Below are 1341 nucleotides of genomic sequence, written 5' to 3'. Positions count from 1 at the left end.
GATTGTATGCCCAGTTAGAAGAGCTAATCCATATAAGAAGATGTTGAAAGCTACCCAAGAACACTCCGTACTACCGAATTTACTAAACCGAGAATTCAAACAAGAAATCCCAGGTAAAGTATTACTCACTGATATTACTTATTTATATTACGGGAAGGGACAAAAAGCTTATTTGTCCACTATTAAGGATAGTTCCACGAATGAAATATTGGCCTATAATCTGTCAGATCGACTTACATTGGATTTAGCAACGGATACATTGGCAAAGTTAAAGAATAATAGAAAAGTAAAGTTTGCGGAAGGAGCCTTTATTCACTCAGATCAAGGAGTACACTATACTAGTCCTACTTTTCAGAAGCGTGTAAAAAAATTAGGGCTAGGACAATCTATGTCAAGAAGAGGAAATTGTTGGGATAACGCTCCACAAGAGTCTTTTTTTGGTCATTTTAAGGATGAAGCATATATAAAACCATGTAATTCCTTAGAGGAACTTAAAAGAGAAATAAGGAGTTATATGACCTACTATAACAATTTTAGATATCAATGGAATTTAAAGAAGATGACTCCTGTTGAATACAGAAATCATCTTCTAAATGTAGCATAACCTTTTTAAAAATGTCCTTTACAACGGGTACAGTTTAAAGGAATAATGACCTTTTTTTACCATTATCTCTTAACATAATCACAATTATCGGCAAAAGAACACGTGGTAATCTGAATGAACGATAGCAAGTCCAAACTAATTAAAATAATCGAGTAGGAGGAGGCTAGGCGCCACCTCCTACTCGATTTTATGCAACTATCGGGGCAGGTTAGTGCAATAAAGGGTCCAAGGCTTAAAATTTAGGATGCAATTAAAAAATTAGAAAGTTATTATTTTAGAGAAGAGGTTAACAATGAAAAATAGAGAGGAAGCTATCGGTTACTGTTTAGGGATGGGAAATACATATGAAGATTATCCATTTCGCGATAAGAATTGGACGTTAATGCGACATATAGATAACAAGAAAGTGTTTGCGTGGATATTTGAAAAAGATGGCCATATTTGGATTAATGTGAAATGTGAACTCGGTTTTTTGGATTATTGGCGTCAGATTTACAATTCGGTAGTTCCGGCATTTCATCTTAATAAGGACCATTGGAATTCGATAATTCTTGACGGTACTGTTCCAAAGGAAGACATTTCGAAATGATAAAACAAAGCTATATGTTAACTAAAAAAAGTAATAGTAAAGTTAATTTAAAAAAGTGAAGGCATTGATTCAGCAGGAAGGATTTATGTCTTTTTCTGTGGAACTTACTATGATTGTGAAATATTCTACTTAAAGTAACGGGTGCTTT

1 protein-coding gene and 1 pseudogene are annotated in these 1341 nt (G+C 33.9%); both read left to right on the top strand.

What is annotated here, in order from left to right; genetic code table 11:
• Positions 1-604 (top strand): IS3 family transposase (locus J7E66_RS14855; RefSeq protein ID WP_215001257.1); only part of this gene is annotated, 604 nt, incomplete at its 5' end.
• Positions 605-896: 292 nt separating this feature from the next.
• Positions 897-1252, top strand: a pseudogene (locus J7E66_RS14850) (MmcQ/YjbR family DNA-binding protein).
• Positions 1253-1341: the final 89 nt, after the last annotated feature.

The organism is Bacillus sp. ISL-7 (genome assembly GCF_018613065.1).
Note: the sequence above shows the minus strand (reverse complement) of the source record. Positions and strands in the feature narration are given on the sequence as shown.